Annotated in this window: 22 protein-coding genes; 5 read left to right on the top strand and 17 right to left on the bottom strand. The window is 60.3% G+C overall.

The window, feature by feature from the left end:
- Positions 1 to 88: 88 nt before the first annotated feature.
- Entirely contained in the window at positions 89 to 1,216 is a 1,128-nt protein-coding gene (locus DevBK_RS20185) for a PLP-dependent cysteine synthase family protein (protein ID WP_317186794.1), read from the top strand.
- 167 nt (positions 1,217 to 1,383) lie between these two features.
- Here the strand turns inward: DevBK_RS20185 and DevBK_RS20180 are convergent, their stop codons facing one another.
- Positions 1,384 to 3,318: an alpha/beta fold hydrolase gene (locus DevBK_RS20180; RefSeq protein WP_317186793.1), complete on the bottom strand. Its 1,935-nt coding sequence runs from the start codon at positions 3,316 to 3,318 to the stop codon at positions 1,384 to 1,386.
- A gap of 172 nt (positions 3,319 to 3,490) precedes the next feature.
- Between DevBK_RS20180 and hisD (DevBK_RS20175) the strand changes: the two genes are divergently transcribed.
- Positions 3,491 to 4,780, top strand: coding sequence for a histidinol dehydrogenase (hisD, locus tag DevBK_RS20175; protein ID WP_317186792.1), 1,290 nt, complete (start codon positions 3,491 to 3,493; stop codon positions 4,778 to 4,780).
- A gap of 32 nt (positions 4,781 to 4,812) precedes the next feature.
- Here the strand turns inward: hisD (DevBK_RS20175) and DevBK_RS20170 are convergent, their stop codons facing one another.
- Positions 4,813 to 5,625, bottom strand: a complete 813-nt coding sequence (locus DevBK_RS20170; protein WP_317186822.1) for a helix-turn-helix transcriptional regulator — start codon at positions 5,623 to 5,625, stop codon at positions 4,813 to 4,815.
- Positions 5,626 to 5,725: 100 nt separating this feature from the next.
- Between DevBK_RS20170 and DevBK_RS20165 the strand changes: the two genes are divergently transcribed.
- The gene (locus DevBK_RS20165; RefSeq protein ID WP_317186791.1) at positions 5,726 to 6,637 is read left to right on the top strand and encodes an SDR family oxidoreductase; all 912 of its coding nucleotides are present in this window, start codon (positions 5,726 to 5,728) and stop codon (positions 6,635 to 6,637) included.
- Here DevBK_RS20165 and DevBK_RS20160 read toward each other — a convergent pair.
- From DevBK_RS20160 to DevBK_RS20110, 11 genes are all read right to left on the bottom strand, one after another.
- On the bottom strand, positions 6,630 to 7,331 hold the full coding sequence (locus DevBK_RS20160; protein WP_317186790.1) for an RraA family protein: 702 nt from the start codon (positions 7,329 to 7,331) through the stop codon (positions 6,630 to 6,632). The two genes, DevBK_RS20165 and DevBK_RS20160, sit on opposite strands and share 8 nt — an antisense overlap.
- A 10-nt stretch (positions 7,332 to 7,341) precedes the next feature.
- A complete protein-coding gene (locus DevBK_RS20155; RefSeq protein ID WP_317186789.1) occupies positions 7,342 to 8,472 on the bottom strand; it encodes a cobalamin-independent methionine synthase II family protein in 1,131 nt (376 codons plus the stop codon).
- Between the two features lie 4 nt (positions 8,473 to 8,476).
- Positions 8,477 to 9,523, bottom strand: coding sequence for a cupin domain-containing protein (locus tag DevBK_RS20150; protein WP_317186788.1), 1,047 nt, complete (start codon positions 9,521 to 9,523; stop codon positions 8,477 to 8,479).
- Positions 9,524 to 9,619: 96 nt separating this feature from the next.
- Positions 9,620 to 10,690, bottom strand: a complete 1,071-nt coding sequence (locus DevBK_RS20145) for a LacI family DNA-binding transcriptional regulator (RefSeq protein WP_317186787.1) — start codon at positions 10,688 to 10,690, stop codon at positions 9,620 to 9,622.
- Positions 10,675 to 11,388: an SDR family NAD(P)-dependent oxidoreductase gene (locus tag DevBK_RS20140; RefSeq protein WP_317186786.1), complete on the bottom strand. Its 714-nt coding sequence runs from the start codon at positions 11,386 to 11,388 to the stop codon at positions 10,675 to 10,677. Before DevBK_RS20140 ends, DevBK_RS20145 begins: the two co-directional genes overlap by 16 nt.
- 50 nt (positions 11,389 to 11,438) lie before the next feature.
- Positions 11,439 to 12,764 (bottom strand): histidinol dehydrogenase, encoded by a 1,326-nt coding sequence (gene hisD / locus DevBK_RS20135; RefSeq protein WP_317186785.1) that lies wholly within the window; start codon positions 12,762 to 12,764, stop codon positions 11,439 to 11,441.
- Between the two features lie 113 nt (positions 12,765 to 12,877).
- On the bottom strand, positions 12,878 to 14,395 hold the full coding sequence (locus DevBK_RS20130; protein ID WP_317186784.1) for an amidase: 1,518 nt from the start codon (positions 14,393 to 14,395) through the stop codon (positions 12,878 to 12,880).
- 1 nt (position 14,396) lies between these two features.
- On the bottom strand, positions 14,397 to 15,446 hold the full coding sequence (locus DevBK_RS20125; protein WP_317186783.1) for a sn-glycerol-3-phosphate ABC transporter ATP-binding protein UgpC: 1,050 nt from the start codon (positions 15,444 to 15,446) through the stop codon (positions 14,397 to 14,399).
- Positions 15,447 to 15,451: 5 nt separating this feature from the next.
- Complete coding sequence (locus tag DevBK_RS20120) at positions 15,452 to 16,342, bottom strand: carbohydrate ABC transporter permease (protein ID WP_317186782.1); 891 nt, start codon at positions 16,340 to 16,342, stop codon at positions 15,452 to 15,454.
- 1 nt (position 16,343) lies between these two features.
- The gene (locus DevBK_RS20115; RefSeq protein WP_317186781.1) at positions 16,344 to 17,375 is read right to left on the bottom strand and encodes a sugar ABC transporter permease; all 1,032 of its coding nucleotides are present in this window, start codon (positions 17,373 to 17,375) and stop codon (positions 16,344 to 16,346) included.
- 218 nt (positions 17,376 to 17,593) lie between these two features.
- Complete coding sequence (locus DevBK_RS20110; protein ID WP_317186780.1) at positions 17,594 to 18,829, bottom strand: ABC transporter substrate-binding protein; 1,236 nt, start codon at positions 18,827 to 18,829, stop codon at positions 17,594 to 17,596.
- A gap of 581 nt (positions 18,830 to 19,410) precedes the next feature.
- Between DevBK_RS20110 and vapB the strand changes: the two genes are divergently transcribed.
- Positions 19,411 to 19,641, top strand: a complete 231-nt coding sequence (vapB, locus tag DevBK_RS20105; RefSeq protein ID WP_317186779.1) for a type II toxin-antitoxin system VapB family antitoxin — start codon at positions 19,411 to 19,413, stop codon at positions 19,639 to 19,641.
- Complete coding sequence (gene vapC / locus DevBK_RS20100) at positions 19,641 to 20,039, top strand: type II toxin-antitoxin system tRNA(fMet)-specific endonuclease VapC (RefSeq protein WP_317186778.1); 399 nt, start codon at positions 19,641 to 19,643, stop codon at positions 20,037 to 20,039. The genes vapB and vapC overlap by 1 nt, the downstream gene beginning before the upstream one ends.
- Positions 20,040 to 20,507: 468 nt before the next feature.
- Here vapC and tnpC read toward each other — a convergent pair whose 3' ends face one another.
- The 4 genes from tnpC to DevBK_RS20080 form a co-directional block, all read right to left on the bottom strand.
- A complete protein-coding gene (gene tnpC, locus DevBK_RS20095) occupies positions 20,508 to 22,094 on the bottom strand; it encodes an IS66 family transposase (protein WP_317186777.1) in 1,587 nt (528 codons plus the stop codon).
- 72 nt (positions 22,095 to 22,166) lie between these two features.
- Positions 22,167 to 22,490, bottom strand: coding sequence for an IS66 family insertion sequence element accessory protein TnpB (tnpB, locus tag DevBK_RS20090; RefSeq protein WP_317186776.1), 324 nt, complete (start codon positions 22,488 to 22,490; stop codon positions 22,167 to 22,169).
- Positions 22,491 to 22,507: 17 nt separating this feature from the next.
- A complete protein-coding gene (locus tag DevBK_RS20085) occupies positions 22,508 to 22,879 on the bottom strand; it encodes a transposase (protein WP_317186775.1) in 372 nt (123 codons plus the stop codon).
- 447 nt (positions 22,880 to 23,326) lie between these two features.
- On the bottom strand, positions 23,327 to 23,491 hold a 165-nt coding region (locus DevBK_RS20080), incomplete at its 5' end, for a transposase domain-containing protein (RefSeq protein WP_317186821.1).

Here is a 23,491-nt window from a genome sequence, read left to right as displayed (position 1 = left end):
TTAGCCAACGGCCAAAATCTAAAATTGACCCACTACACAGAACATCGTACCCTATGAGGCGCTGTAGATAGCAAGATGTGCTCAGAAGATGGTCCCTGAAGAAAACTCAGAATCTTGGCCGAGCAGGGCTATCCGCCTGCTGGATGCAGATGCCCAGCGTTCCGCCGACTCCCACCTCATCCCGATGGCGCTGCCCGGCTTCCCGGATGTGGATTTCTATTTCAAGGACGAGTCCTGTCATCCGACCGGCAGCCTCAAACATCGCCTCGCCCGTTCGCTTATCCTCTATGGCCTCTGCAATGGAGTGATCGGTCCTGATACAGCGCTCGTCGAAGCGTCTTCAGGCTCCACCGCCGTCAGCGAGGCCTATTATGCACGCCTGCTCGGTCTCAAATTCTATGCTGTCCTGCCACGAACAACATCCTGCACCAAGATCGAAGCCATCGAGCAATATGGCGGGCAATGCGTTTTTGTTGACGAGCCCTCGGCCATCTACGATGAAGCCAGAAATTTGGCGGCCCGCACCGGCGGCCACTATCTCGATCAGTTCACTTTTGCCGAGCGCGCGACCGACTGGCGCGGCAATAATAATATCGCAGAGTCGATTTTCCGTCAGATGGCGATGGAGCGTCACCCAATCCCGCGCTGGGTTGTCATGAGCCCGGGTACGGGCGGCACATCGGCAACGATCGGCCGCTACATTCTCTATAAGAGTCTTCCGACCGAGCTCTGCGTCCCTGACCCCGAATTTTCTGCCTTCTACGAAGGCTGGACCGAGACTGGCAGCGCCTGTTGCTGCAAGCGCGGCAGCCGCATCGAAGGCATCGGTCGCCCGCGCATGGAAGCTTCATTCTTGCCCAATGTTGTCGATGCGATGCTGAAAATTCCCGACACTGCCTCGATCGCTGCCGCCCGTCTGCTCTCCAAGCGTCTCAGCCGCCGCGTCGGCGGCTCGACCGGGACGAATTTCATCGGTCTCTTGTGGGCTGCGGCGGGAATGGTCAGCCGCAACGAAGCGGGTTCCGTCGTCTCGCTTATCTGCGACAGCGGCGAACGATACGCCCAAACCTATTTTTCGGACGACTGGTTGAGCCAGCAAGACATCGATATCACCCAAGATATGGATCGCATCGAAAAGGTCATGGCGACAGGCGTTTTCGATCCGGCCTTGATCAAGGGCCACTGCACTCAAGCGCAGCGTCGCGTCACGGCATAGCAACCGCGAGAATAGCGGGCTGAAGTCAGTAATAGACGTGACACACGCCGATCCACGTCAAATCCGGATCACGTCGTTCGAATTATGCGCGATCAGGAGCAGTAAAGCCCAATCGCTGCGCCGTCCGCTGCCGACCGTAAGGCCGGCAGCGACAAAGGAGAGAAAGATCAGTCAGCGACACCGGCTTCCGCCGCGAGCTGGCCGAGCTTGACCTGCACGAGTAGGCTCAACTCGTCATAGACGTTCCATTCGTCAACGATCTTGCCGTTCTTCCAATGATAGTGGCTCATGCCCATCACCTGCACGCGCTTGCCGGTCGGGTCGCCCAGAGTGCCGAGAATGCCATAGCCGAGGTGATGGCCTTCCATCAGCCAGCGCACCGCCACCTTGGTGCCGCCTTCTTCGCAGGGGTTCGAGGCAACGTGCTGTATTTCGAACGAGGCGTCGGGCAGCGAGCCGATCAGTCCCAGGTGCTGATGAATGATGGCGGCATGGCCATAGAGCTCCTTCATCAGCGGCCCGTGATATTGGGCATTGGGCGCATAATCACGCGCAATGCGGCCGAACATGCGCTTGGTGAAGACGTCGTGCAGCATTTCGATGGTCTGGGCTTCGACATCATTATGCGCCAGCGAGGTGTCTGCCTTTTCGGTCGGCGGGGTCTGGCCGAGGAAGCGACGGTTTTCCCCGATATCGAGCGAAATCAGGCCAGCGTCGAACTTGGCTTTGGCCGTGCGCATGGCAAAGTGATTGGGGTCGAGCCCAAGCTGCTGGATGATGGCCATGGTGTCGGCCACAACCCATTCGCGATAGATCTTGTTCTGGTGGATCATGCAGTCCGCGATCGTGCGGCTGACGAATGGCTTGCCGGTTGGCTGGCCGAGATGGCCATATTGGGTATGCCGGCCTGAACCGGTCACGAGATGGCTCGTATAAAAACCATCCTGATCGTTGCCGTTCCAGATGACCTGGGTACCCATGCCGCGGCGTTCGGGGAAGGAAACGAGACGCTGGATTGTGTCACGCACCACGTCTTCGCGATTGTAGATCGTGCCGGTCGTGCCATAGAGCACGCAGTTGTGCGTATAGTGGGTGTAGATCAGCCCGATATCGCGCTCGTCCCAGATCTTGTGGGTGCAGCGGATGATGTAGTCGACGATATCGGTATAGATATCATCGAAGCCCTCGAGCGATTGCGAGCGCGGCCGATCGGTCGGGGCGAGATCGGGATAATCGCGGCGTTCCACTTGCAGCACGTTTTCAACGGCGACGGGCGAAGCGCCCTTGGTCTTGGGATTGCTCGTTGCGTCGCTCATTTCCGCTCCTTGGGTCTGTGACGGCTCGTTCGAGATGTTTTGGTTTGTCCAGGCCAGCCAGTCACGCACATGACGCACGACGGCTGCCGGATTTTCAAGCGGGCTGAAATGGCCTGCTTGTGGAATGGTAAAATAGCGCGCGCCGGCGATGCCGCGTGCCAGCTCTTCATGCGCTTCAAGCGGGCAGACCTGTTCGTCGGCGCCAGCGAGCACCAAGGTCGGGACCGCGATGGCGGCAAGCCGCGGCCGACTGTCGGCACGCGCGATGGCAATCTCGGATTGCTCTGCCAGGACATCGGCCCCGGCGTCCTCGGCCATGTCAATCAGGACTTGGCGCAGTGTGGCATTCTCAGCTTGGGCGGGCGAGACGAGCTTGGCCCAGCTGTCTTGAATATAAGATGCCATGCCCCGGTTTCGCGCGTTCTCGACAGCCTTGCGACGGACGGCCCAGTTCGCTTCCGGGTCGGGCCGCGCTGTCGTGTCGATAAGCGCAAGCCGCTCGATGCGCCCGGGCGCCTGTGCCATCATTTCCAGCGCAACGATCCCGCCCAGCGATACGCCGAGCAGCGAAAATCGCTCGGGCAGCTTTTTAAGCAGTTTGGCGGCCATCGCCTGTGCCGATCCGGCGCCCGTTAGCGGCTTGATCTCGACTTGAGGATGATCAAGGCTTGCCAGAAGCGGGGCAAACAGCCGCCCATCGCACGCTGTTCCGGGCAGGAGCACCAGCGGTAGCCTCTCGGCGCCCGGCTCTTGATGCTCAAGCTTTGGATTGACGTGGGTGTTCATCTTGACCGATCGGAGACGCGCCCCCACTCAAAGGTGGACGCTCTTTTCGCAAAAAACTCTGGCAAATTTTGAATACGTATGCAAGATCAATCTCACCTCTTGGGCGGCGCTCAACGTTCACCGAATGGTAACGGATCGCTCCCTGTTGCTGTCGTTTCGGAGACCTGATGCTATGAGCAATTCCCCCTTCCCCGGCGTCACCTATGTCAAGGCGCCAGAGCGTTCTTCGATCGGCGACAACGCCCCGGTCGAGACCCTCGTCTCCGAAATCATCGCCAATGTCCGCGCCAATGGCGACAAGGCAGTTCGGGAATATTCGGCCAAGTTCGACAAGTCCGACCTCGACGTTTTCGAGGTGAGCGCTGAAGAACGCCAGGCAGCGCTCGACGAACTTGATCTCCAGACCCGCAAGGACACCGAGTTCGCTATCGAAAATGTTCGCAAGTTTGCCCAGGCGCAGCTCGCAACCATCCTGCCGCTCGAAGTCGAGACCCTGCCGGGCGTCCATATGGGCCACCGTGTCATCCCGATCGAACGCGTCGGCTGCTACGTTCCCGGTGGTCGCTATCCCCTGCTTTCCGCCCCGATCATGACGATTGTCCCGGCCAAGGTTGCCGGTGTCGACGAAGTCATCGCCTGCCTGCCGCCCAATGCCCACAAGGCCATGATCGCCGGCTGCGCCCTGTCTGGCGCCGATCGCATCTTCAAGATCGGCGGGGCCCAGGCCATTGCCGCCCTCGCTTATGGCACCGAGAGCGTGCCGGCCGTCAACAAGATCGTCGGGCCCGGCAATGCTTTCGTCAATGAAGCCAAGCGTCAGGTTTTTGGGCCCGTGGGCATCGACCAGCTCGCTGGCCCCTCGGAGATTTTCGTTGTCGCTGACGCTTCGGGCGATGCTGAAATGATCGCCACCGATCTCCTCGCCCAAGCCGAACATGACATCCGCACCCGCGTTGGCCTAATCACCACCGACCGCGCCTTGGCCGAAGCAACGCTCAAGGAAGTTGAAGCCCAGCTCGAAACTCTTTCGACGGCCAACACCGCACGCGAGGCATGGATCAACTACGGCGAAATCACTGTTTGTGAAGACGAAGCGGCGATGATCGCCTACTCCGATCTGATTGCTGCCGAGCACCTGCAGGTCCACACCATTGACGCCAAGGCCTTTGCCAAGAAGCTGAGGAATTACGGTTCCCTTTTCATCGGCGAGCTCGCCAGCGTCGTTTATTCCGACAAGAACTCGGGCACCAACCACACCCTCCCGACCATGGGTGCCGGCCGCTATACTGGCGGCCTCTGGGTTGGCGCCTATGTCAAGATCGCGACCCATCAGTGGCTCGACGAAGAAGGCGTCAAGCAGGTCGCCCCACCGGCAGCGCGCCAGTCGGCCAGCGAGGGCCTTGAAGGCCACCGCCGCGCCGCCCAGCTCCGCCTTGACCGCATGCAAGCCAAGGCAATCTAAAACGATGGGGCCGGCGGAAACGCCGGCCTTTTTCATTCTGCCAGATATGTCCGCAGCTTTTGGCGGTCCTCCGGTCCCACCGGGTTGAACACCACAAGCCCGAGATCGGGTGCGCCATCGACGGCGAAGGTGGAAAATTCAAGGTTCAGCACGCCCATAACCGGATGGGCAATCTGTTTGCTGCCTTCATTATGCAGCGCCACCTCCCCCGATTCCCACATCGATCGGAATAGGGCACTGCCCGCGCTCACTTCGGCAATAAAGGCCTCGACCTCAGGGGACATGCCGGTGCGCATCAGGTCGCGCCGCACGCTCCCAACGATCATCCGTGCAAGGTCCTCCCAATTGCTCAGGTGCCCATGCTGGCCGCGCAGGAAGAGATTGCGCAAGAGGTTACGCTCTTCGCCCGTCGGCTCGGCGAAATTTCCGAGCACGCCGTGTGCAGCGCGGTTCCAGGCGAGGATCGTCCATTCTGGCGATTTGATCAGCGCCGGGTTATTGCCGAATGCATCGAGCACCCGCCGCAGCTGCGGCGTGACCCGCGATGGCGCCACCAGTGCGACCCTGGGCGGGCGATGCTGGGCCAAAAGATAGAGATGCTCGCGCTCGACTGCGCTCAGCCCAAGTGCCCGCGCCAGCCGATCGAGCACATCGGCTGATGGCGCGCCGCCGCGGCCCTGTTCAAGCCAGGTGTACCAAGTGGGGCTGACATGGGCGAGCTGGGCCACTTCCTCGCGCCTCGGGCCAGGGGTTCGCTCCCGTTCGAGCGGCATGCCAAAGGCAGCTGGATCGAGCCGGGCCCGTCGTTCGCGCAAGAAACTCCCAAGTTCGTTGCTCTGATCCATCGCCAGCCTGTTAGTCGCCATACCGGTATGAGGTCCCGGCTTTTCCGCCTGCTATCGCGCTCCTAATTCTCCTGCCACCACGCAACAGGAAAGAAAAGCCATGCGAATTTTTGTGACTGGTGGCTCGGGCTTTGTCGGCTCCGCCGTTATTCGTCATTTGTTGGCGGCAGGCCACGCGGTGACCGGCCTCGCCCGCTCCGAGAAATCGGCTGCAGCGCTCGACAAAGCCGGCGCCAGCGTCGAGCGCGGCGATCTCGCCGACACCAAAATCCTCGGGGCTGCAGCCTCTGCCGCCGACGCGGTCATGCATCTTGGTTATAGCCACGATTTCAGCCAGATGGCGCTTGCCGCCGACATCGACCGGGCGGCCATCGAGGCCATGGGCCAGGCACTTGCCGGGAGCGATCGAGCGCTGATCGTCACCTCGGGTCTGGCCGGCCTCGCACCCGGCCGCGCCGTCATTGAGGAAGAAGCGAGCACGCACGCTGCCGGGAATGGCCGGGTGTCGGAAAAGACCGCATCAGCTTTTGCCGAAAACGGGGTTCGGGTCGGCATCGTGCGCCTCGCGCCATCGGTGCATGGCAATGGCGACCACGGCTTCGTGCCGATCCTGATCGATATTGCCCGGCGCACTGGCGTCTCGGCCTATATCGAAAAGGGCGACAATCTCTGGTCAGCCGTTCATGTCGAAGATGCTGCCGAGGTCTATTTGAAAGCTCTGAAGGCCATGGGACGCGGCGTGAGCCGCTTTCATGCTGCGGCCGATCGGGGCATCCCGTTCCGCGACATCGCAACAACGATCGGTCAACGCCTCGGCGTGCCGGTGCAGTCCATTTCCGCCGCGCAAGCGAGCGCGCATTTTGGTTGGATGGGCATGTTCGCTCAGCTCGGCATGTCGGCCAGCAGCATCGAGACGCAGAAGCGTCTGGGCTGGACCCCGGCTGGTCCGGGGCTCATCGAAGACCTTGAGACCGGCACCTATTTCGATGCCGGCCAGCGCGGCCTTAGCTGATCTTGTCCGCTTCAAGCCAGGCTGCGCGGAGCTTTTCGACCGTAAAGCCAGGCGCCCGCGCCGCAGACAGGATCGGCACTTCCTTGCGCATGACAACGTCGATGGCCCAGACCATGCGCTCAATATGCTCGGCGGGAATGACAACCGCGCCATGACGATCGGCATGGATCAGGTCATCGGGCCGCACATTCATGCCAAACACGGTGACGGGGCAATCGAGTTCCGTCACATGCACAAAGGCATGGCTCGGGCCGACGGCGCCGGCAATGACCTGGTAGCCCTCGTCAAGCATGCCGAGATCGCGTAGGACACCATTGGTAACAGTCCCTGCAACACCCAGGCCCTTATGCTGGGCCACTTGCATCTCGCCCCAGAACCCGCCGATCACGTGCGGCCAATCGGTATCCTCGATCACCGCAACGGTCGGACCTTCGCCGCCCGAGACATATTCGTAATATTGCATACGCAGCGCGCGAACCTCCGCCGCTGGCTTTTGGGCGGGCGAAGACGCGCGGATCTTTGCCGTGCGGGCAAAGCCGACGACCGGCGGCAGGCTGGGATCGGCGCAAACCACGGGATGCTTGGTGAAGCCTTCGGCCGTGCGGCCGCCCATCACATGCTCAAGCGCATTGCACACGGTTGGCGTGTCAGCCTTTTTGAGCGCCACCAATGCTTCGGGTGATATCTTTGCCATCCGTATCTCCTCACGCCGCCTTGCTGGCGATCTCGGCGCCTTCGCTCAACGCCTTTAACTTTGCCCAAACGATATCCGGATCGACCGCACCGAACCCGGCAAAGGTCGAAAAGCCGCAATCGGTCCCGGCGATAACCCGCTCGGCGCCGACAATGTCGATGAAGTTCTTGAGCCGCTGCGCGATCAGCTCGGGATGCTCGACAAAGTTCGAAGTGGAGTCGATGACACCCGGGATCAGCACATAATCATCGGGCAAATCGACATTTTTCCAGTCCACCCATTCATGGGCATGACGGGGATTGGCGCCTTCAAACAGCAGGCCCCGCGGCTTGGCCTTCAAAAGGCTGGGCAGAATTTTCTTAAGCGCGATGTCGCAGATATGCGGGCCTTCGTAATTGCCCCAGCATACATGCATGCGCACTTTGTCTCCAGGCACATTGCGCAGGGCGTGGTTCATCACCTCGATATGCTTTTCAGCCGCGGTCACGAAGCCTGCGTCATCGAGATCCTTATACATCATGTGCCGGCCAAGCCCGAGATCGGGCGCGTCGAGTTGCAGGATGAAACCGGCTTCGACAATGCCCTCATATTCGACACGCATGCCCTCAGCGACTGCTTCGAGATACTCGTCCTGGGTCTTATAGAATTCGTTGGGCTGGAAGAGTGCGATGACGCCTGGCGTCGCCGAGTTCATGAACCCCTTGGCATAACCATTGGCGCGGAGCGCAGCCTTGAAGGCCTCGACGTCTTCTTTGAGCGGCTCAAGGCTTTTGACCGTGATCTCGCTGACGCATTTGGGCCGACGATAGGTTGGTGTCCCGCCCGAAGAGGCCTGGCGCTTGAGAAAGTTGGGAAACAGCTCAAGGTCGGCCGGTGGACGCCGGGACGAGTCGCCATCAAAGCCCGTCAGCCGATCCTTGATATAGGTGGCGTAGGAAATCTTGCTCATTTCGCCATCGGACGGCAAGTCGATCCCCGCCGCCTTCTGGCTTGCAACGATATCCTTGACCGCTGCAGAAATGATCTCGTTGAAGCCGGCCTCCTCGATCGGGACGCCGGCTTCCTTGGCGAAAACAAGATCGCTCACCTGTTTGCTGCGCGGCAGCGAGCCAACATGAGTGGTGAGGATCTTGTGTGCCATAGTCTTACTCCGCGGCTTGTGCGGTTACGAATTGCGGGGCGGCCGGGGAGGCTGCACCGCGAATGATGAAGGTGATCGCATCGGCCGAAGCCGGATTGCGGAAACCGTGGACGAGCCCAACAGGCACGGTCAGCGTATCGCCGGCACCAAGAATGAGCGAGCCGCCATCCCAGGTAAATTCCAGCGTGCCGGACTGCACGAAGAGCACTTCCTGCTCGGAGCGGGAATGGGCCGGAACAGTTGCGCCGGTTTCAAGCTTGAGGCGACGTACGGTGAAATCATGCTGCCAATGGCCAACGATCGGGCCGGCCTTGATGCCGTCCTGCCCATCAACGTCGCCAATGACGCCTGCTTCTTCAACGCCTTCGCCGGCGAGCGGCGAATTGGGGTCACCCTTGATGTCGGCAGCCTTGATGGCATATTTGGCCAATTCCGACATTGGCGGGGTCGCCAGTTCCTTCATCTTGGCCTCGTCTGGCGGCAGTTCAAGTTCAGCGCCTTCCGGCACCTTCTCGCCCAGCGTCGTATCGACGAGCTTGCCGCCCTTGAGCAGTTTGAGACCAAAATCCTCGGCCATTTTGAAAACGCTCGGCGCCCAGACAACCTTGCCCGGGTCATCATGGCCAAGAACCACGGCAAGGAAGCCAGTCCCCTCGTCGCGCTTTTCAAAGCCACGGAACATGTGGGTCGGCACCGTCGCCACGTCACCGGGCTCGACGTCGAGATAGCCTTCGTCCTTATTCGCGCCGAACACGAAACGCCATTTGCCGGTGTGGACGAGGAAAGTCTCGGCGGTCAGGTGCGAGTGCTGCGAATTGGTGCAGCCAAAGGGCTGGCGAGCGGCACCGAAATTGAAGCCATGGGCTTCCGGGATATGCACGACCTGCGCGGGATTTTCCGACACGCCTGGCCCGATGATGGTGAAGTTTTCCTTGCGGTCCGAACCGGGCGTCCGCGCATCGATAAAGGCATTGCGCAGGCCCTTGAGGTCGGCGTAGCGCACGAGGCGCTTTTCCATTTCGGCCTGGGTCCAGGTCTTGTTCTCGGTCATGGTGACATCCTCTTTCCAGTGGCAGGATAACAGTTTTGCATTCGTATGCAATATGACTTCCGAAGCGGGCGGAAGCATGTCGAAGACGGCATCGCTTCAGCTCTTTGCGGGTTTGAAAATTCGTCTTCCCTCGACCTCGACGACGCCGGTCTTAGGTAAGCGCGCTGAGGAGCGGACAATCAGCTCGCCATTGAGAACGCGGTGCTCGGCCTCGATTTCCCCGCTCGAGATCTGCTCCATCAGGATACTGACGGTCGCCTCGACCATGCGCTTGAGTGGCTGGCTCATCGAGGTAATGCCATAGGATGTCCAGCGCGCCGGGCCGACATCGTCATAGCCGACGATAGAAAGGTCTTGCGGGATCGAGAGGCCCAGCTCGTGCCGCGCCACATCCATAACGGCAACTGCCATGTGGTCATTGGCCACAAACAAGGCATCGGGCCTGTCGGGGCGCGACAGCATTTTTCGTGCCGCTTCCTCGGCCTCGGCGCGATCGTAATTGGCGACCTCGTAGACGATCTCGGTATGCCCGGCCTCGGCCAGCGCTTCCTTATAACCGGCAAACCGATCGCGATTGGTGGAGGAGCTTTCGAGCCCGGAAATATAGCCGAACCTTTTATGGCCTCCGGCAAGGAGAAACTCGGCCACGCGCCGGCCGCCTTCGCGATTGCGCGTCGTCACGCTCGAAACCGCATCGCGCTCGGTCGTGCGGTTGAACAGCACGACGGGAATGCCCGCGGCGGCGCATTCTTCTGACAGATCGGATGAGAGCGAGGTGGAGGCCAGAACGATGCCATCGACACGATATTGCATCAGTTGATCGAAAACCGGGTCGCTATCGCGGTCCATGAAGCCGGTAAAGAGCAGCAGGCGATAGTTCTCTTTGACGAGTAAGCGCCCCAGTTCTTCGAGCACGTCGGGGTAGAAGAGATTTTCGAGATAGGCCATCACCACCGCGATGATGCGCGAACGATTGGTGATCAGCGAGCGGGCGATAGCATTGGGCCGATAGCCAAGTTCCTTGGCGGCGGCCATGACCTTGGCACGGGTTTTTGGCGAGATTGATGCGCCGGGCGTAAAAGTGCGGGAAACAGCCGATTGAGACACGCCCGCGCGGCGCGCCACCTGCGACGAGGTCACCCCCGACTTTTTTACTCCGCTGTCCATCCACCGTCCACCAAGAGCGCGGTGCCGGTGATCAGCCCCGCCGCTTCAGAGGCCAGAAAGACGATTGGCCCCATGATATCCTCCACCCGGCCTAATCGTGCGAGCTTGATCTTGGACAGAACCCAGGAGCGAAAATCAGGATCGCTCAAATTCTTGGCCGTCAGCTCGGTTTCGATAAATGTCGGGCACACCGTATTGACCCGAATATTGCTGGCACCGAGCTCAATAGCCATGGCCTTCGTCAGACCTTCAACAGCATGTTTGCTGGCCGCATAAACCGCGCGATTGGGCCCGCCGACATGGCCCATCTGCGAGGACACATTGATGATCGAACCGCCCTGCCCCGCCTCCTGCAGTTTTCCCGCGACGGCCTGCGACACAAAGATCGTAGCCCCGAGATTGAGTTGCATCACCGCCTGGTAGTCAGGTTCGGTAATCGCGGAAATGGCGCTATGCCGCGCCGTGCCGGCTGAATTGACGAGAATTTGGTAGGGTTCGCTCTCTTCAACGAAAGCACGCACCGCCTCAAAGTCGGTGATGTCGATGGCAACGCCTTCGGCCGCAAGCCCTCTATCTGCCATCGCGTTGACGACACTCTCGACGTCGCTGGCAGTGCGCGCTGCCACCGTTACAAAGGCGCCGGCCTCGGCCAAAGCCACGGACGCCCCGAGCCCAATGCCCCGCGTGCCCCCGGTCACGAGCGCTCGTTTGCCATCAAGCCGAAAGGAAGGCGTCCGCGGCAGGGCCATTATTCAGCGGCCTTAAGGGGGGCAGCGGCTGTGCCATAAGGCACATTGCGTCCGCCATAGCGCCGCACGCGGATATTGGCCTGTTCAGCATGGCCGACAAAGCCCTCGAGCATCGAAAGACGCGAGCCATAGGCGCCAATCGTGGCCGAAGCCTCGTCTGATGTCACTGTCTGCCACGTACAGGTTTTCATGAACTTGCCCACCCAGAGGCCACCGGTATAGCGCGCCGCCTTCATCGTGGGGAGAGTGTGATTGGTGCCAATGACCTTGTCGCCATAGGCAACATTGGTGCGGGGTCCGAGAAACAATGCACCATAGTTGGAAAGGTTGTCGCGGAACCACATGTCGCGATCGGTCATGACCTGCACGTGTTCCGACGCAATGCGATCGGCCTCAGCCAGCATTTCCTCGTAGCTTTCGCAGACGATCACCTCGCCGAAATCGGCCCAGGATTTTTTTGCGATGTCGGCGGTCGGCAGGATCGTCAGCAGCCGCTCGATCTCGGCCATGGTATCGCGCGCCAGCTTTTCCGAATTGGTCAGGAGGATCGCCGGGCTCGTCGGGCCATGTTCGGCCTGACCCAGAAGATCGGTGGCGCAGAGTTCACCATCAACGGTCTCGTCGGCGATCACCAGCGTTTCCGTTGGGCCGGCGAAGAGATCGATACCCACACGGCCATAAAGCTGGCGTTTGGCTTCTGCGACAAAGGCATTGCCGGGGCCGACAAGCATGTCGACCGGCGAGATGGTTTCGGTGCCGATCGCCATGGCGCCAATGGCCTGGATGCCGCCAAGGACGTAAATCTCGTCCGCACCGGCCATGGCCTGAGCCGCAACGATCGCCGGCGCCGGCTTGCCGTTGAACGGTGGCGCACAGGTGATGACGCGTGGGCAACCGGCAACCTTGGCGGTCAGCACCGACATATGAGCCGAGGCGAGCAACGGATATTTGCCGCCCGGTACATAACATCCCACAGCCGAAATCGGCACGTGCTTATGACCAAGAGTTACGCCTGGCATGGTCTCGACTTCGAGGTCGAGCATCGTGTCCTTCTGCTTTTGTGCAAAGTTGCGGACTTGGGTTTGGGCAAATTCGATGTCGTGCAGATCCTGATCGGTCAACTGCGCCTTGCAGTCATCGATTTCCCGCTGGCTCAGCCGGAAGTCCGCGCGCTCCCATTTGTCGAACTTTTGGGAGAGCTCGCGCACGGCCGCATCGCCGCGCTTTTCGATATCGCCTAAGATGCCTTCGACGGTTGCTCGCACCTGGCGATCGGCTTCCGCCCGCTCCTCGACATCCTTACCGCGCTTGAGCCAGACTGGCATGGGACGCTCCTTTTATCTCTCGGCCAAGTATAATGCATACGTATGCAAAACTACAAGGGGTGACTGCGGACCGATGCCGTGCAATTGCGCGGACGCCGTGCCTTTCGCGGCATTCAGCAGGGCTTTGGCGGTCGCTGCAGACTGAAGTCGGTGGCCTGTTCGAAAGCGTGCCCGACCTGGATCAGCCGGGCCTCGTCGTGATGGCGCCCCACGATCTGCATACCGATCGGCAGACCTTCATCAAAACCAATAGGCATGGCCAGAACCGGGTGTCCAGAGACGTTGAACCCGATGGTCCGCATCGGGGTCCATACCGCTTCTTTTTCAAATGGCGCCGCTTCCAGTGCTGTGGTCAATGCGCCGACAGTGATGATGACATCGTGCACCTCGAGCAGCCGGTTGACCCCGAGCGTGAACTCTCGTCCGATCTGCTGGGCTGCCGCCAGTTCCCCCTCGCTGATGGCAAATCCTGCCGCAAGGCTGAGGAAAGCCCGACGACCATAGGCTTCAGGATGCTCCCGGAGCGCATCGGCATGAAAATCAAAGCTTTCCTTATGAAGGATTGCCGCCGCTGCTATTTCGACTGAAGCGTAGTCCGGAAGCTCGATCTCGTTGATCTGAGCACCAAGCTCGCTGAGCTTGGACACGGCAGCATCCATTGCCGCGAGCACGGATGGCATCACCTGCGGATCATTGGCAAACCAGTCACGGGCATAGCCGATTTTCAGCCCGGCAATCGACTGACCGAGGAGGCGCGTTGCCATCTCAGCCCCGCTTTTGCCCGCAACGACGTCAAAGGTCAGCGCCGCCTCGGCGACAGTCCGGCTCATCGGCCCAACGTGGTCCATGCTCGGCGACATGGTCAGCGCACCATCCTTTGGCACCGACCCGAATGTGGGCTTGAGGCCGACCACACCGCAATAAAATGCCGGTCCGCGCACCGAGCCGCCCGTATCCGTGCCGATCGTTGTGCGTAGAAGACCGCCGGCGACCGCTACTGCGCAACCCGAAGACGAGCCGCCGGTAATATGCTCGAGGCTCCAAGGATTGCGCGCTGGTGGAAAGAGCCCGCGTTTGTCTGGTCCTACGGTGCCCCACTCATACGTTGCGAGCTTGCCGATCACCACGGCCCCAGCCTCGCGCAGGCGCTGCACGACTTCGGCATCCGTGGTTGCGATGGCTTCGCGTCGTCCAGGCGCATTGGCGGTCGTTGCAAGGCCGACGACATCGATCATGTCCTTGATGCCCACCGGAATGCCATGGAGCGGTCCGCGATCCTGTCCTTGCGCCAGTTCAGCATCTGCCTTTTGGGCATTCAAGCGCGCCTGTTCCGCAGCGATGGCATAAAAGGCCAAATAGGACGTGTCCCGCTCGGAGATCCGCTTCAGGGTCGCTTCGACCAGTGCGACCGATGTTAAGCGCCCATCCCGTAGGCGAGCGCCAAGCTCGGCAACATCGAGATCGAGGACCGCATCATCGAGTGCCTCCGGCGCCGATCCTACAAGGCCTTCGCGCATCCACGCGGCAACGCTAAAGAGGCTTTCGGCCTCGCCCTCGCTCAGGCTGAGCCCAGCCGCGGCCGCACGGTCACGGAAATAAGCGGTCCGTTCGGACCGGTCGTCGCTGCACATTTCAGGCGATCCGGGCACCAGTCGAGTGATCAAACAGATGACAGGCCGTGGCAGGAATGGCAACGCGCGCCATCTCGCCAATCTCGGCGCGATAATCCTTGCCAACCTTGATCGACACGAGCTCGCCCGCAACGCGCATTGAGAGCATGGTCGCTTCACCGAGAAGTTCGACCGTATAGATCGGCGCCTCGATCTGTCCATTGCTCTCGGCGAGCGTCGCGTCCTCTGCCCGGAAGCCGAGTGTCACCGGCCCCTTGGCGGTCGACGTCAGACCTTCGATCCGTATGCCCGATGCGGTAAAAACGCCATTTTCGATACTGCCGCTGATCAGGTTCATGGCCGGCGAGCCGATGAAGCTGGCAACAAAAGTATTGGCCGGGCGATCATAGATCTCCATCGGCGAACCAACCTGTTGCACCAGACCCTTGTTCATCACGACGACGCGGTCCGCCAGGGTCATAGCCTCGATCTGGTCATGCGTCACATAGATCGTCGTGCGCTTGAGCGTGTGATGGAGGTTCTTGATCTGGGCTCGGGTCGAGACACGCAGTTTCGCATCGAGATTGGAAAGCGGCTCGTCCATCAAAAAGGCATTGGGTTCGCGCACGATGGCCCGAGCCAAGGCCACACGCTGGCGCTGGCCACCCGAAAGCGCCGCAGGCCGGCGCTGCAGGAAGTCGTCGAGCTCGACCATCTTGCTCGCGGCCATGACGCGCTCGTGGTGCTGATCCTGCGGCACCTTCCGAACCTTGAGCGGGAAGCGGATGTTCTCGTAGACCGTCATGTTCGGGTAAAGGCCATAGCTCTGGAACACCATGGAGATGTCCCGGTCCTTGGGCTCTAGCTTGTTGACCAGGCGATCCCCGATCCAGATCTCGCCCTCGGTAATGTCTTCGAGCCCGGCGATCATGCGCATGGTCGTCGTCTTGCCGCAGCCCGAAGGCCCGAGCAGAACGAGGAATTCCTGGTCGGCAATATCGAGGTTGAAATTGTCGACACCGACAAAACTGTTCCAGCGCTTGGAGACGTTCTTGAGACGGATCTGGGCCATCGGGATCAGCCTTTCACTGCGCCGGCGGTCAGGCCGCTGACGATCTGGCGTTGGAAGAAGAGCACGAGAATAAAGAGCGGCACGGTGGCCGAAACCACAGCGGCCACGGCGAACATGACATTACCCTGTTCCTGGACCGAGCCGAGGAAGCTCGAAATTTTCGGCACCATGGTCTGGTTGTCGGAGCTGAGCAGCATCGAGGTCACCGCGAAGTCATTATAGGCGAGGAGAAAGCTAAAAAGCCCCGTCGTCACCACGCCCGGCCACATCACGGGGATGATGACCCGGCGAAAAGCCTCGAAGCGCGAGCAGCCATCGACCATGGCGCTTTCATCGAGATCCTTGGGGATCGAGAGAAAGAACGAGTGCAACATCCAGAGCGTGAAGGGCTGGTTGATGGCAACGAGCACGATGATCGAAGTCGGCAACACGCCCCAGATATTGAGTTGGAAGAACGGCAGCAGATAGCCTGAGACGAGGGTAATATGCGGCATGGCGCGGAATACGAGCGCCAGGATCAGGATCCAGAAGGCATAGCGCTGGCCCGAGCGCGCCAGGGCATAACCACCAAGGGTGCCAAGAGTTAGCGAAATCACGGTGACCGAGACGGTAACGATCGCCGTATTGCCCACGGCACGCCAGAATTCGCGCGTCACCCAGGCGCCATAATAGCCAGAGCCGGTAAAAGCGCTGCCATCGTTCTGGCCCTGGGTATAGGTGCCAAAAATCGCGTTCCACCAGCTTTCGCGGGAAAAGAAGTCTGGCTCGACCTTGAACGATCCCCAGACCGTCCAGAAGAAGGGAAAGGCGGCGAGGATCACCCAGACAACGATGAAGCCGATGATCAGAATATTCAGGCCCAGCGGGCGCTTGTGAGACAGCGAAGCTTGGGACATGTCAGACCACCTTGTGGTTGAATTCGCGCCAGGTGCGGATCAGCACCGGGGTGAGGAGGATCACGACGCCGATAATGGTCAGCACCGAAGTGGCCCCTGCCGAACCGAAAAGCTGCGCATCACCGGCAAGATCATTGAAAATCATCCAGCTTAGCGAGGTCGCATTGGCCTCGGCCGAAAAGCCGACAATGGGCTCAAAGACGCGGAAATTGTCCATCAGCTGCACGAGCGCAACGAAAGTAGCGAGCGGCGCGAGATGGGGAATGACGATATAGCGAATGCGCTCCCAGCGAGAGGCGCCATCGATCATGGCCGACTCCAGCGTGTCCGCCGGCACGGTCTGCAGTCCGGCATAGAAGACCACAAAGCTGAACGGCGCATTAGTCCAGACGCCGTAAAAGAGCAGCGAGAACCAGGTGAGCTGGGGCGACTGCCGCAGCGACAGGGTCGGATCGTTAAAGAGGTGTCTGAGGCTCGCGCCGATGATCCCGTTAGGCTGGATCATCCAATAAAGGATCAGCGAGCCGATCAGGGGCGTGATAATCATGGGCAGGAGCGAAAAGAAGATCACCGGCCCCTTGGTCACCTTGGGCAGTGTGTTGACCGCCAGCGCAATGGCAAAGCCAAGCGCCATGGCGAGCGGGGTCACGACAAAGCAAAAGACCAGCGTAAAGCTCAGGGCCTTATAGAAAGGCAGGTTGTAGACCCGGGCAACGATGTCGCCGAAGCCGCTATTATTGGCAAGGATGGCGCCGATTTCATTGACCGCAAGATGGCCGCGATTGAGATATGTCCCGAAGCCATTAAATTGGCCCATCGGCTGTTCGGCCTTCAGCTCCGCCATGGCGGCGGTATCGACCCGCGTCTCGGTGGTGCAGCCCCCAAACGGCTGGCAGCTTTCCACTTCAACGAGGACACGCCCGTGCTCGACATGAAAGCTCTGCACCACGACCGAAACGATCGGCAGCGCGATGAACAACGCCATGGCGATCAGCGAGGGCAGAATGAAAGCAAAGAATGTCTTGTGCGGCATGCAATGCCTCCTCGAAGCTTGGGCGGGGAGTACGCACTGAGCGTGGACCGGATCGGGCGCGACGCTTCAGTCGACAGCCTCCCCCGTGTGGGGAGGAAATTGGGTGGAGCGGGTGGGCCGCGATCGCCGCAGCGCACCGCCCGCCCCGCCTCCCCCATTGAGGGAGAAGCACAGTTTGATGGACGGAGCGACTAATCCGCGCCGAACGAACTGGAGTTTTAGAGGTAGCCGCCTTCCTTGGCAGCGGTGTCATAGGCAGCCTTGACGTCCGCAAGCGCCTGGGCTGCATCTTCACTGCCGGCCATATATTCAGCCAGTTCCGAAGACAGCGCGGTATGGAGAAGACCCATATAGGGCTGCATCGGGTAGGCACGGGCACCGGCATTGGCGGTCGCGATCACGCCAACGGCGTTCGGGCCGGGTTCATAGCCGGAAACGAGCCAGGTCGCGACTGCGGGGTTGGCGGCAACCATTTCGGGGCTAATGCCGTGCACCATGGCCTGGAACGAGGCGGCAGCGTCTTCATCCGAAATGTTCTTGGCGATGGTGAAACCATCCCACCAGAGCGCAACGGCTGGAACCGTACCGCCACCGATGGTTGGCGCGCCTGCCATCACGGTGTTTTCGACGACGCCTTCGGCAGCGCCTTCGCCCTTGAGCATGTCGCCCGCAAGCGAGCCCCACTGCACCATCATGGCAACCTTGCCGGCCTTATATTCAGCCTGGATGCCATTGGCGTCGAAGGTCAGGTAGTCCGGATCCATATAGGCGGTCAGCGCCTTCATGGTCTCGAGCACCTTCATCCCGTTTTCGTTGTCGATCGCGAGTTCGGCTGAACCGGGCGCGAAGAATTCGCCACCAGTACCGAGATAGGCATTGACGAATTCTGCAGCGAGGTCCCAACCGGGCTTGTCGGAAGCGGCCAGCGGATATTCCATCAGGCCATCAGCCTTGATCTTTTCGGCGGCAGCCAGGATGTCCTCATAGGACTTCGGCTCGGCAATGCCGGCCTTATCGAGGATATCCTTGCGATAAAAGAGGTGCTGGGCATTGCCCATGAAGGCAACGGCCATGGTCTTGCCGTCGATTTTGATCAGCTGGTTCGGCTGCAGCGAGGCGCCATATTCAGCCACGAGATCATCGAGCGGACGGATGAGGTCGTCGTTCATCAGCGGAACGATGGAGTTGTTGGCGACCACTGCCACCGTATATTCGGCCGGATTGATCGAGAGCGCCGGCACCTGCAGGTTCTTGTGCTCGGCCGTCGCATTTGCCGTGACCGTCACGCTATCGCTGGCGCATTCTTCGGCCGTGGTATTGACGAGGCGCAGCGCCTCGAAGTCATTGCTCAGAATACGGACCGAACCGGCCTCGATGCCGCATTCAGCATAAGCAGCACCTGCTCCAAGGGCCAAAGCGACCGTCGAAACGGCGAGCATAAAGAAGGGCTTCATTGTGTTCTCCTGGCTCGGCACATGCGTGCCGCTGCGTTATCGCGACGTCCCTGGAAGTCGCGCTCCCTGTCGGCGTTCCCGCCAACACACACGTCTGCACCCCGTTTTGCATTCGTATGCAAACCGAAATTTGCATATTTCCGCCGCTTCAGCAAGATCGCAAATCGATTCCGCCTGGCCATTTGCTGGACGAACGAACACCCCACTCTGGTTTCAGAGATAGAAGACGAGCAACAAGCGTTGGGCAATGCGAGAGCCGTCATCGCTCGGCGAACACGCCCTGCCCTTCTGCCTGGCGCAGGAACCGTGCGAAGGACTTCCTATAGTTTGCCCTCAAGAAACACCATGTGAGGTGGAAAGGCCGCGATCGCTAAGAGCCGCTATCAATCCGTTCCCTTGACACAGCCCTTCATGACGTCCGCTCCGTCCCGATCGCGCTGACCAGCCTCGGTGGCTCCTCGATGGCTTTCTCGGCAAGGCAATTCCGAGACACCCACGCAGCACCATGGCATATCCCATTGACATATCCATCAGAACGACCATTTTGAGATATACATCAAGTATATCCCAAGAGGACAGCCATGGACCAAGGTTCGGTATTCCAAAGCAATCGCAGTCAGGCTGTCCGCCTGCCCAAGGCTGTAGCCTTGCCTGAAGATGTGAAGCGCGTTGATGTGGTGGCGATCGGCAGGACCAGGATTCTCACGCCGGCCGGAGAGTCCTGGAGCAGTTGGTTCGAAGGCGATGATGTCACCGCAGACTTCATGGCCAAAAGGGAACAACCACTCGATCAGGAGCGCGAGGGCTTTTGATGCTCAAATACATGCTCGACACCAACATCTGCATTTTCACCATAAAGAACAAACCACAAACCGTCAGAGAGACGTTTGAGCGTCAGCATGGGCGACTATCCATCAGCGCGGTTACGCTTATGGAGTTGATCTGTGGGGCGGAAAAATCCTCGTTGCCAGCAAAGAATCTTGCCGTCATCGAGGGCTTCTCAGCTCGCCTCGAAGTCCTGAGCTACGACGAGGATGCAGCGGCCCATACTGGCCAATTGCGCGCGGAATTGGCAAGGGCAGGAACACCTATTGGCCCATACGACCAGATGATCTCCGGGCATGCCCGGTCGAAAGGCCTCATTCTCGTGACGAACAATCTTAACGCATTCGTGCGTGTGCCCGGTCTGCGGATCGAAGATTGGACGTGAGCAATCTGCCACGGCGTCCACGCGCCCCTTGGGTGAAAATCCCGTACAAGAGATCATTCGAAAAAAATCAAGCTTGCCCACGACTTCAAGACATCAGAGCGTTCGGCAAGCGGATCGCTTCGGGCCTTGCAGCCCTCTCGCAAATTCCAAGGCTTGAGAAGCCGTTGCGCGATCGATAAGTGGCGTTATCGGACATTCGCCGGGTCGAGGGCTCTTTACGGCCACGTGCCGACTTGTGTTTCGGTTCAGCAGCATCCGACCGAGATCGAATTGCAACCCCCTGCCTCGTTTGAAAGGCGGCAGATTGCCTTGCCGTTTCCTACCGCAATCAACAAGGGGTCTGGTTTCTTGGATCTACCGTTAAGCCCCAGGACTCGGCAACATCTTGCGCTGGAGCCACGCAGATGCAAGCTCCACCGACCACCGCAAATGCTCGGTAATACTTAGTAAGCGGGGAGCCTTGGCCGTTCAGGGCTTGTAGTTCCAGGGCATGAGCTCGTCGATGCGACTGTCCGGCCAACCTGTTGCGAGGCGCTCGAGGGTCTGGGTGAGCCAAGTGAAGGGATCGACGGCATTGAGACGTGCCGTCATCAGCAAGGTGGCGATGGTGGCCCAGGTGCGGCCACCGCCGTCGCTGCCGGCGAAGAGTGCATTCTTGCGCAGGATGGCCTGGGGCCGGATCATTCGCTCGACGATGTTGGAGTCGATGTCGATGCGGCCATCGTCCAGGAAGCGCTCGAACACGGTGCGCCGGTGCCTGGCATAACGGATGGCCTCGGCGAGCCTGGACTTGCCCGAGAGCCTGGGCAGCTCCTTTTCCAGCACGTCGAACAGGCTGGCCACGATCGGCGCCGAACGCCGGCGCCGGATATCGGCGCGGGTGGTGGCGGACTGCCCCCGGATCTCTCCCTCGATCGCCCAGAGCTGCGCCATGGTTTCAACCACCCGGCCGGCGAAGGGGGCGTCGTCCTTGAGCTCGAAGAACTTCCTGCGCGCATGCGCCCAGCAGCCGGCCAGAAGCACGCCATCATTGGCGCCCTGGTGCGCCTCCAGCTTGCCATAGCCGGCATAGCCATCCACCTGCAGGATACCGCGGTAGTCGCTGAGGTGTTCGGCCGCGACCGCGCCGGCCCGGCTGTCATCGAACCTGTAGGCGACCATCGGTGGTCCGGATCCGCCAAACGGCCGGTCGTCCCGGGCATAGGCCCAGAGCCAGGCCGTTTTCACCTTGCCTGACCCGGGCGCCAGAGTGGGCAACCTCGTTTCGTCGGCGAAGATGCGCTCTCCCTGCTTGATGTGGTGGAGCACGCGTTCGGCCAGCGGAGCCAGTTCGAAGCCGAGCTTGCCCATCCACTGGGCCAGCAGCGAACGGTCCAGCTCCACCTTGTCACGGGCATAGATCTCTTGCTGCCGGTAGAGCGGCAGGCCGTCGGCATACTTGCTGACCGCCACATGGGCCAGCAGCGCCTCGGTCGGGATCCCCGCCTCGATCAGGCGCGGCGCCACCGGCGCCTGCACGATCAGGTCTTCGCCATCGGCAAGACGGTAGGCGTATTTCGGGCGGCGCATCACGATCACCCGGAACTTCGCCGGCGTCACGTCCAGGCGCTCCGAGACGTCCTCACCGATCCTGGTCTTTTCCAACCCCTCACAGCCGGCCGGAACCTCCGGCTCGATCACCACCTCGACACGCTCCAAATGCGGACCAAAGCCCTTGCGCGGCCGTGGCGGGCGCGCAGCCGGGTTGCCGTCGCGCTTCTCGATGCCCGCCGACAGTTCCGACAGCCCCGTTTCCAGCTCGTCGAACACGAAGGCGTATTGGTCGTCGTTGAGCGGGTCGATCCGCAGCTTTTCCGAGCGCGTCCCGTACTGCGCCCGCTGCAGCATGGTGATGATCGAGGTCAGGTTGGCGATCTTAAGGTCATCGGCAGCCTTGATCGCCTTGCGTTCCGCGATCTCGGCATGCAACTGCTCGGTCTCGGCCTGCTTGGCCAGCAGCAGCGCCTTCAGCGCTTCGACCTCGTCCGGAAGATCACGTTCAGCAGGCGTTTCCATGTCCGGAGCAGAGCACAGATCTGCCGGGATTTCCTGGTCTTTCCGCCCCTTGAGTCACTCCGCCGCAGGCTTTTACCCAGCCGATTGGGGACGACTCGAGCGTACCATCCTGACCTTCGTCCAATCCATGCCGTCCACCAGCGCCAGCAACTGCGCATGGCTCAACTTCACCCGCGCTTCCCCAAGCTGCGGCCAGCAGAACTTCGCCTTCTCCAGCCGCTTGGCGTAAAGGCACAGGCCGCTTCCGTCCCACCACACCAGCTTCACCCGATCCGCCCGTTTCGAACGGAACACGTAGATCGAGCCATTGAACGGATCTGACCCGGCATCGCGCACCAGACCAACCAGCCCGTCCGGTCCCTTCCGGAAGTCCACCGGCCGGCTCGCCAGGAACACCTTCACTCCAGACGGGATCATGCCGACTGGACCGCCCGGATCACCCGGCGAAGCTGATCTTCGCCCACATCCACGCCAACGCGGATGGTCACGCGGCCGATAACGATCTCCAGCGTTCCCGCCCCGCCCGATGTCTCCGTCACCTGTGCGCTCGAGCTTTCCGACACCGCCCTGGCCGCCCGCCGCCACCCAAAAAGTTGCTGCGGCCTGATGCCGATCTCCCGCGCCAGCGCCGAAACGTTGACGCCGGGCTCCAAACTCCGTGCTACCGCCTCCAACTTGAAGCTGTCCGACCAACGCCGGTGCGGCACAACAGGCGCACCCTCGAACCGGTCCGGCACGGCCTCGATCAAATGAAAACTTTTGTCCGAACGCTCAACCCTAGACACAGAAACTGACACCTCCGCCAATCCCTGCATTCATATAAGACAACCAACCAAAACGGCAGACGGCCCGCACTTCGCGCTTACAATACTTAGCAACTGACGTCGATATGATCTTTATCTCTCATCGATCAAAGAACGTATCAGAGAAGACTGTCTTCGGAGGCAAAAATCACTATTTTACCACTTAATTATATTATCTAAAAATTTGAAATATAACAGATTTTATTATATAACGAAAGACGATCTTGTCTCTATTGGTGCGCTATTCTGCCCAAAAACATGACCTCTGCCTTTCCGCCAGTGATTTTAGGCTGGGTTGGATGCCTCCGTCGCGGCGATGATGCGAGTCAGGCAGTTGCATTATACGGCTATTGGGTTTCGCCGATGAGCTACCCAGAGTTTCCATCACGACATGCCTCTGAATCCGACAGAAGGTAAGCGGTGTGCCCATCACACGTCGGCGGCATAGTTCCACGGGAGCAGATCGTTGACGCGGCTCTGCTTGTGGTCGCTCACGATGGCGCGGAGGGTCGTGGCGAGCCAAGCGTAGGGATCGACGCCATTGAGCTTGCAGGTTTCGATCAGCGAGGCGATGACTGCCCAGTTTTCGGCACC

The sequence above is a fragment of the Devosia sp. BK genome (assembly GCF_032907385.1).
Taxonomy (GTDB): domain Bacteria; phylum Pseudomonadota; class Alphaproteobacteria; order Rhizobiales; family Devosiaceae; genus Devosia.
The sequence above is the reverse complement of the archived record's forward strand: the minus strand, read 5'-3'. Positions and strand labels throughout refer to the sequence as shown.

Excerpts from the sequence above, each read along its gene's own strand:
- DevBK_RS20185 (WP_317186794.1), top strand. The coding sequence starts at position 89 with ATGGTCCCTGAAGAAAACTCAGAATCTTGGCCGAGCAGGGCTATCCGC.
- DevBK_RS20180 (WP_317186793.1), bottom strand. The coding sequence starts at position 3,318 with ATGAACACCCACGTCAATCCAAAGCTTGAGCATCAAGAGCCGGGCGCC.
- hisD (WP_317186792.1), top strand. The coding sequence starts at position 3,491 with ATGAGCAATTCCCCCTTCCCCGGCGTCACCTATGTCAAGGCGCCAGAG.
- DevBK_RS20170 (WP_317186822.1), bottom strand. The coding sequence starts at position 5,625 with ATGGATCAGAGCAACGAACTTGGGAGTTTCTTGCGCGAACGACGGGCC.
- DevBK_RS20165 (WP_317186791.1), top strand. The coding sequence starts at position 5,726 with ATGCGAATTTTTGTGACTGGTGGCTCGGGCTTTGTCGGCTCCGCCGTT.
- DevBK_RS20160 (WP_317186790.1), bottom strand. The coding sequence starts at position 7,331 with ATGGCAAAGATATCACCCGAAGCATTGGTGGCGCTCAAAAAGGCTGAC.
- DevBK_RS20155 (WP_317186789.1), bottom strand. The coding sequence starts at position 8,472 with ATGGCACACAAGATCCTCACCACTCATGTTGGCTCGCTGCCGCGCAGC.
- DevBK_RS20150 (WP_317186788.1), bottom strand. The coding sequence starts at position 9,523 with ATGACCGAGAACAAGACCTGGACCCAGGCCGAAATGGAAAAGCGCCTC.
- DevBK_RS20145 (WP_317186787.1), bottom strand. The coding sequence starts at position 10,690 with ATGGACAGCGGAGTAAAAAAGTCGGGGGTGACCTCGTCGCAGGTGGCG.
- hisD (WP_317186785.1), bottom strand. The coding sequence starts at position 12,764 with ATGCCAGTCTGGCTCAAGCGCGGTAAGGATGTCGAGGAGCGGGCGGAA.
- DevBK_RS20130 (WP_317186784.1), bottom strand. The coding sequence starts at position 14,395 with ATGTGCAGCGACGACCGGTCCGAACGGACCGCTTATTTCCGTGACCGT.
- DevBK_RS20125 (WP_317186783.1), bottom strand. The coding sequence starts at position 15,446 with ATGGCCCAGATCCGTCTCAAGAACGTCTCCAAGCGCTGGAACAGTTTT.
- DevBK_RS20120 (WP_317186782.1), bottom strand. The coding sequence starts at position 16,342 with ATGTCCCAAGCTTCGCTGTCTCACAAGCGCCCGCTGGGCCTGAATATT.
- DevBK_RS20115 (WP_317186781.1), bottom strand. The coding sequence starts at position 17,375 with ATGCCGCACAAGACATTCTTTGCTTTCATTCTGCCCTCGCTGATCGCC.
- DevBK_RS20110 (WP_317186780.1), bottom strand. The coding sequence starts at position 18,829 with ATGAAGCCCTTCTTTATGCTCGCCGTTTCGACGGTCGCTTTGGCCCTT.
- vapB (WP_317186779.1), top strand. The coding sequence starts at position 19,411 with ATGGACCAAGGTTCGGTATTCCAAAGCAATCGCAGTCAGGCTGTCCGC.
- vapC (WP_317186778.1), top strand. The coding sequence starts at position 19,641 with ATGCTCAAATACATGCTCGACACCAACATCTGCATTTTCACCATAAAG.
- tnpC (WP_317186777.1), bottom strand. The coding sequence starts at position 22,094 with ATGGAAACGCCTGCTGAACGTGATCTTCCGGACGAGGTCGAAGCGCTG.